5 protein-coding genes are annotated in these 6,530 nt (G+C 61.5%); all 5 read right to left on the reverse strand.

The annotated features are described in order from the left end of the window. On the reverse strand, positions 1–1,249 hold a 1,249-nt coding region (locus tag V7080_RS22475), incomplete at its 3' end, for a class I adenylate-forming enzyme family protein (protein WP_334190609.1). A 205-nt stretch (positions 1,250–1,454) separates the two neighbouring features. Next, positions 1,455–2,240, reverse strand: a complete 786-nt coding sequence (locus tag V7080_RS22480) for an SDR family NAD(P)-dependent oxidoreductase (RefSeq protein ID WP_334190610.1) — start codon at positions 2,238–2,240, stop codon at positions 1,455–1,457. A gap of 145 nt (positions 2,241–2,385) precedes the next feature. Next, on the reverse strand, positions 2,386–4,044 hold the full coding sequence (locus V7080_RS22485; RefSeq protein WP_334190611.1) for a long-chain fatty acid--CoA ligase: 1,659 nt from the start codon (positions 4,042–4,044) through the stop codon (positions 2,386–2,388). 104 nt (positions 4,045–4,148) lie between these two features. After that, complete coding sequence (locus tag V7080_RS22490; protein WP_334190612.1) at positions 4,149–5,372, reverse strand: acyl-CoA dehydrogenase family protein; 1,224 nt, start codon at positions 5,370–5,372, stop codon at positions 4,149–4,151. 13 nt (positions 5,373–5,385) lie between these two features. Further along, entirely contained in the window at positions 5,386–6,465 is a 1,080-nt protein-coding gene (locus V7080_RS22495) for a phosphotransferase (RefSeq protein ID WP_334190613.1), read from the reverse strand. Positions 6,466–6,530: the final 65 nt, after the last annotated feature.

Raw genomic sequence — 6,530 nt, forward strand, 5'->3', positions numbered from 1 at the left:
AGATGATCATGTCCTTCTTGCGGTCCATGAGCGTCAGGAAACCGTCCTCGTCGAAGCGGCCCACGTCACCCGTGCGGATGAAACGCTTTCCGGAAGGGTCGAACCATTCCACCTCGGCCGTCTTCTCCGGCTGCTTGTGGTAGGCGTTCATCATCGATGCCGAATGGCCGACCACTTCGCCGATCTCGCCCTGCGGCACTTCCCTGCCCTGGTCGTCGATCAGGCGGATGTCGTGTCCGGGCGCCGGGCATCCGACCGTATGCAGCTTGTCCGGATGTTCATGCGCGGCGAGGATGCAGGTACCGCCGCCTTCCGTCATGCCGTAGTACTCGATGAGGCCGCCTGGCCAGCGCTTGAGAATATCGGCCTTGAGGTCAGCCGAGAACGGCGCGCTGGTACAGAATTTCTTCTCAAAGGTCGACAGGTTATAGCGATCGAACTCGGGATGCGCCATGATCCGACGGTATTGCACCGGCACCAGCATGGTATGAGTAACCTTGTGCCGCTGCGCCAGTTCCAGATAGCGGCTGGCATCGAACTTCGCCATCAGCACCACCGTGCCGCCCAGGCCCAATGTGGGAAAGAAGCTGACCAGCGTGGTGTTCGAGTATAAGGGCGTCGAAATCAGCGTCACTGCGCTGGATCCGTAGCCGTTGAGCACACCGCGCTGGATATGCTGCCAGCGCATGCCATGCGATTGCACGATGCCTTTCGGCGCACCGGTCGTACCCGACGAGTAGATGATGTTGAACGGCGCGTCTGGCGCAATCGTCACTGGCGTACCGGTAGCGCCTTCCGGTGCAAGCCATGTGTTGAACGTCGGCTCAGCCGAACCGTCAAGCAGCATCAGCTTGGCCGGCAGCGACGCTTTCACCTTCTCCAGTTCGGCGGCGACCGCCGCGTCGACGAAGAACAGTTTCGCATCCGCATCCGCCGCCATGGTAATCAGGCTTTCCGGTGTCGACGAAGGCGCGAGCGGCGCAACGGCGACACCGGCGCGCAGACCGCCGAGAAAGACGGCTGCGTATTCGATGGAGCTGTTGGCGCAGATGGCGATGGCATCGCCGGACGTGATGCCGTCCCGCTGCAGCGAAGCGACGACGCGGTCGACAAGTACATCGAGCTCGGCGTAGTTGACCGAGCGGTCATCCTGGATCAGTGCGGCATGCCGCGGCTGATCGCGGGCATGGACGCGGATCAGATCGGGCAAGGTGACAAATTCCTGGTCAAGCAATTGTTCAAGGGTCATGCTAAAAGTCCTGTCAAAAAATCCGAATGGCTATCGGGTAACGCTGCCTTCCGTCAGAGCGGCCTGAGAACGTTCTGCGGACGCGGAGACCGGCCTGCGCCGCTCATCGTACCGTCCGCGCAACTCGGCGTTTCTGCCCGACATCAACCCGCCCGCAACCGTTTCCAAAGATGCTTCCTGCAGCTCCCGGCGGCAAGCCGTCTGGTCAGACCTTCATGCCCGGCAGGTTCAGCGATGCGGTATTGCCGCCGTCCACCGGCAACGCCTGACCGGTGACATAACTGGCGTCGTCGCTGGCGAGAAAGGCGATGACCGCAGCGACCTCGGCCGGCCTCCCGTAACGCCGCAATTCGCAACGCGAGCCGAGCTTGTGTTCCTTCTGCGCGGCACGTGCGCGGTCGAAAACCGGCGCGGTCATGCCGGTTTCGATCAGGCCGGGGCAAACCGCATTGACGCGCACATTCCATTCACCGAGATCGCAGGCGGTCGTCTGGGTAAGATTGATCACCGCCGCTTTCGAGGCGCTGTACGCATTGCCGCCGGCACCCGACCGCACGCCCGCGACCGATGCCGTATTGACGATCGCACCCTTGCCTTGATCCCGCATGATGCGTGCGGCGTACTTGGTGAAGTGCACCGCACCCATGACATTGACCGCCATGATCTGCTGCCACACGTTCGTATCGGTCTCGGTGATCAATGAATAATCGCCGCCGGCGATGCCGGCGTTGTTGCAAAGCGCATCGACACGGCCAAAACGGGCGACGATATCGGCGACGCATTGCTCCACTTCACTTTCCTTCGCAATGTCGAGCGCGCGGAACCAGACCCGGGATTGATCGCCAAGCGACTCCGCCACGGCCGCGAGGCCTTCGGTGTTGCGGTCGATCAGCGCGACGTTGCCGCCTTCGCTGAAGATCCGTTCGGCGACGGCGCGGCCGATGCCGCTTGCAGCGCCGGTGATGATGATGACGCGGTTTTCGAAACGCATGTTTGTCTCCTCGTTGATTTTTATAGGTTGAGATCTGATGATGGATTTGGCAAATGAATCCGGCTCGCTGACCGGCTCCTTTTCCCTATCAGGGGAAGGAAACATACTGAGGATGTTGTTCAGGCCTCGACCCATCTGCGAAAAGCTATACCGCCAAATCCCTCTCCTGCAACTCCCGCCACTGTACCTTCCCGGATCCCGACTTCGGCAGGGAATCCATGAACTCGATGATCCGCGGGCATTTGTACGCCGCCATGTTCTGGCGGGACCAGTCGATGATGTCCTGCTCGCCAACCTTGCCGCGATACTCATCCTTCAGGACCACGACGGCCTTCACCGTTTCGCCGCGCTTCGCATCTCGGGCGGCGATGATGCATGCTTCCTTGATCGCCGGATGCTGGTACATCAACGCCTCGACTTCCGCCGGCCATACCTTGAAACCGGATGCATTGATCATCCGCTTGAGGCGGTCAACCATGAAGAAGTAGCCGTCTTCATCCGTGGTGGCGAGATCGCCGGTGCGCAGAAAGCGCTTGCCGTCGAGTTCGATGAACGCCGCCTCGGTCGCTTCCGGATTATTCCAGTACCCGGCCATCACCTGCGGTGCGGAGACGATGATTTCGCCCGTCTCGCCGGGCGGCAGTTCGCGGAAATCCGTCGGATCGACGACGCGTGCATCGACGTCATAGATCGGCACGCCGAGGCATTGCTTCTTCGGCCGTTCCGGCGGGTTGATGTGGGTAGCGGCCATGGTTTCCGACATGCCGTATCCCTCGACGTAATGGATGCCGAGCAGGTCGGTGAGTTTCTGCGCGATCGCTTCCGGCATCGCTGCGCCGCCGCCGCGAATGCGGGACATGCTCGACAGGTCGTACTGGTCCACCTTGGGATTCGAAAGGAAATCGACCACCATGGTGGAAATCAGCTGTGCGCCGCTGATCTTGTAGCGTTCCACGCAGAGCGCGGCGGCATCACGGTCCCAGCGTGGCAGCAGGACGATGGTCGCGCCGATGTAAAGCGGGCAATTCATGCTGCCCTGCATGCCGGTGACGTGGAAGAAAGGCAGTACCGACAGCAGTACCGCATCGGAAGTGGTGCCGAACCATTGCACCCCGGCGACGGCGTTATACATCACGCTTCGGTGCGTGTGCATGCAACCCTTTGGATTGCCGGTCGTTCCCGAGGTATAAGGCATCGTGCAAAGATCATCCGGGCCGGTCGTCACCGGTCCCGGCCGCAGATCGCGGGCCAGCATGTCGGACCAGAGCACGAGTCCTTCGCCGGCAACCTGCTGGCGCGGCGCGGCGACGAATTCCGGCACCTTGAGATCCGTCGGTCTTTTCAGGTAGTCCGAGTAGGCGGCCACGACGATATGCCGCAACCCGTCGCCGAGCAGCGGCTGCATGTTCGGCAGCAGGTCCTGCGGAACGAATGCGGTCGTGGCGCCGGTATCGTGCACGTAATGCTTGAGCTCGGTGGTGAGATTCATCGGATTGACCGGAACCACCACCGCATTGGCACGGAGAATGCCGTAATACGCAAGAATGAATTGCGGGCTGTTCTGCATGTACAGCAGCACCCTGTCGCCCTTCTTCACCCCGCACTCATGCTCGAGGTAGCCGGCAATGCGCTCCGCTTCGTCCTTGAACTCGGCAAAGCTGATCGGCGTGTCATAAAAGATGATGTACGGCTTGTCGGGGAAGCGGGTGGCTGACACTTCCACGTTGTAAAACAGGCTGGTTTGCGGCACGCTCAGGTGCCGCGGCTGGTTACTCGGCCAAAAGGCGAAGTGGCGATTGGACATCGATGTTTCCGTGACTGGTTGACTTACGCAAAACCGTAACGCGAAAGCCGTGACGCAGGAACCGGCACCGATGGCAGGCACCGGCGCCGCTACGCACGTACGACTTATCGCTCGATATAGCGCGACAGTTCCAGCTTGGCGATCGCATTGCGGTGCACCTCGTCCGGACCGTCGGCCAGGCGCAGTGTACGCGAGCTCGCATAGGCTTGCGCCAGTCCGAAATCCTCGCTGACGCCAGCCGCGCCGTGCGCCTGGATCGCCCAGTCTATCACCTGGCAGGCCATGTTCGGCGCAACCACCTTGATCATCGCGATTTCCTTGGCGGCCGCCTTGTTGCCGACCGTATCCATCATGTGCGCGGCATTCAGCACCAGGAAGCGGGCCTGGTCGATCATGATGCGGGCATTGGCGATGCGCTCGCGGGTGACACCCTGGTCCGCCACCGCTTTACCGAATGCAACCCGCTTCAGCGAGCGACGGCACATTTTTTCCAGCGCACGTTCGGCCTTGCCGATCAGGCGCATGCAATGGTGGATCCGCCCAGGCCCAAGGCGACCCTGGGCGATTTCGAATCCGCGTCCTTCGCCAAGGAGAATGTTGCTCGCCGGTACGCGGACGTTTTCAAAACGAACTTCGGCATGGCCGTGCGGAGCGTCGTCGTAGCCGAACACCGGCAGGTGGCGCAGGACGGTAACGCCCGGGGTATCCATCGGCACCAGGATCATCGACTGCTGGCGGTGGCGGTTGCCATTGTCCGGATCGGTCTTGCCCATGAAAATCAGGATCTTGCAGCGCGGATCGTTTGCGCCGGAAGTCCACCATTTTTGGCCATTGATGACGTAATGGTCGCCATCGCGCTCGATCCGCGCCTGGATGTTGGTCGCGTCGGACGACGCCACATCCGGCTCGGTCATCGCGAAACCGGAGCGGATCTCGCCGGCCAGCAGCGGCTTCAGCCATTGTTCCTTATGGGCTTCCGATCCATAGCGGACGATGGTTTCCATGTTGCCGGTATCCGGCGCGGAACAATTGAAGGATTCCGGACCGATGGACGAGCGTCCCATGATTTCGCACAAGGGTGCGTACTCGAGGTTGGTCAGGCCGGCGCCAAGTTCGGACTCGGGCAGGAACAGGTTCCACAGGCCTTCGGCGCGGGCTTTTTGTTTCAGCTCTTCCACGATCTTGGTTGCCTGCCAGGGATTGCCGGCCTTGCGGGCGGCATCCATCTCGGCGGCGAAGACTGCCTCCGCCGGATAGACATGTTCGTCCATGAATGCGGTGACGCGTTTTTGCAGGTCCTTGACCTTGTCGGAATAAGCGAATGTCATGTTTGTCTTTCGGTTAAGAATTGGAACGGATGCGTTCTGCATACTGCCACGCCAGTTCGGCAAGCGGACGGGCACGCTTGCCGGTTTCCACAGCGTCGGCACTGGACGCGTTGCCGAGCAGCGCGCGCTTGGCGATGCCCTGCAGAATGCCGACGAGGCGGAACATGTTGAACACCATGTAGTACTCCCAGTCGCCTTTCGGAATGCCGTCGCGCCCGGTACGCTTGCAGTAGGCGGCGATGTATTCGTCCTCGGTCGGAATGCCGAGTTCGGTGAATGGCAGACCGGCCATGCCGCGCGACTGCCCAGGATGCATGCGCCAGGTCATGCAGTGGTAGGCGAAGTCGGCCAGCGGATGGCCCAGCGTCGACAGTTCCCAGTCCAGCACCGCGAGAATGCGCGGTTCGGTCGGATGGAAGATCACGTTGTCGATACGGAAGTCGCCATGCACGATGCGTGTCTCATCGGCTGCCGGGATATTCTGCGGCAGCCAGTCGATCAAGTTTTCGACCGCATCGATACGCTCCGTCTCCGAGGCGCGGTACTGCTTGGTCCAGCGGGCCACCTGGCGCTCCAGGTAGTTGCCCGGCTTGCCGTAGGAACCGAGGCCGACCGCCTCGTAGTCGACGCTATGCAGTGCGGCAATGACGCGGTTCATTTCGCCAAACAAGGCGGCGCGTTCGGCCGGCTCGAAACCCGGCAAGGCGGAATTCCAGAGAATGCGCCCCTGCACGTAATCCATGATGTAGAACGCGCTGCCGATCACCGTGTCGTCTTCGCACAGCGCGTAGGATTTCGCCACCGGGACGTCGGTCTTGGCCAATGCGGTGATGACGCGGTATTCGCGATCCACCGCATGCGCGGACGGCAGCAAGGTGCCGGGCGGCTTGCGGCGCATGACGTACTGCTTGCCGCCGGCAGTGAGCAGGAAGGTCGGGTTGGATTGACCGCCCTTGAATTGCTCCACCTGCAGGTCGCCGCTGAATCCGTCGACGTTGGCGTGCATGAAGGCGGCGAGCTTGGGAATGTCGAACGCATGCTGGGGAGCGACGGGGCGGGTGCCGGCGAAGCGTTCCTGGGGATCTTGGGTCATGGTGTATAGGTTAAGGTTTCTTTGGCCGGTCCCCTCCCCCTCGCAGGGGGAGGGCTAGGGAGGGG

This window comes from Noviherbaspirillum sp., from assembly GCF_036846085.1.
Taxonomy (GTDB): domain Bacteria; phylum Pseudomonadota; class Gammaproteobacteria; order Burkholderiales; family Burkholderiaceae_D; genus Noviherbaspirillum.

What these genes read in the sequence shown, in the direction of transcription:
- V7080_RS22480 (WP_334190610.1), bottom strand. Translation starts at nt 2,240, where the DNA reads ATGCGTTTCGAAAACCGCGTCATCATCATCACCGGCGCTGCAAGCGGC.
- V7080_RS22485 (WP_334190611.1), bottom strand. Translation starts at nt 4,044, where the DNA reads ATGTCCAATCGCCACTTCGCCTTTTGGCCGAGTAACCAGCCGCGGCAC.
- V7080_RS22490 (WP_334190612.1), bottom strand. Translation starts at nt 5,372, where the DNA reads ATGACATTCGCTTATTCCGACAAGGTCAAGGACCTGCAAAAACGCGTC.
- V7080_RS22495 (WP_334190613.1), bottom strand. Translation starts at nt 6,465, where the DNA reads ATGACCCAAGATCCCCAGGAACGCTTCGCCGGCACCCGCCCCGTCGCT.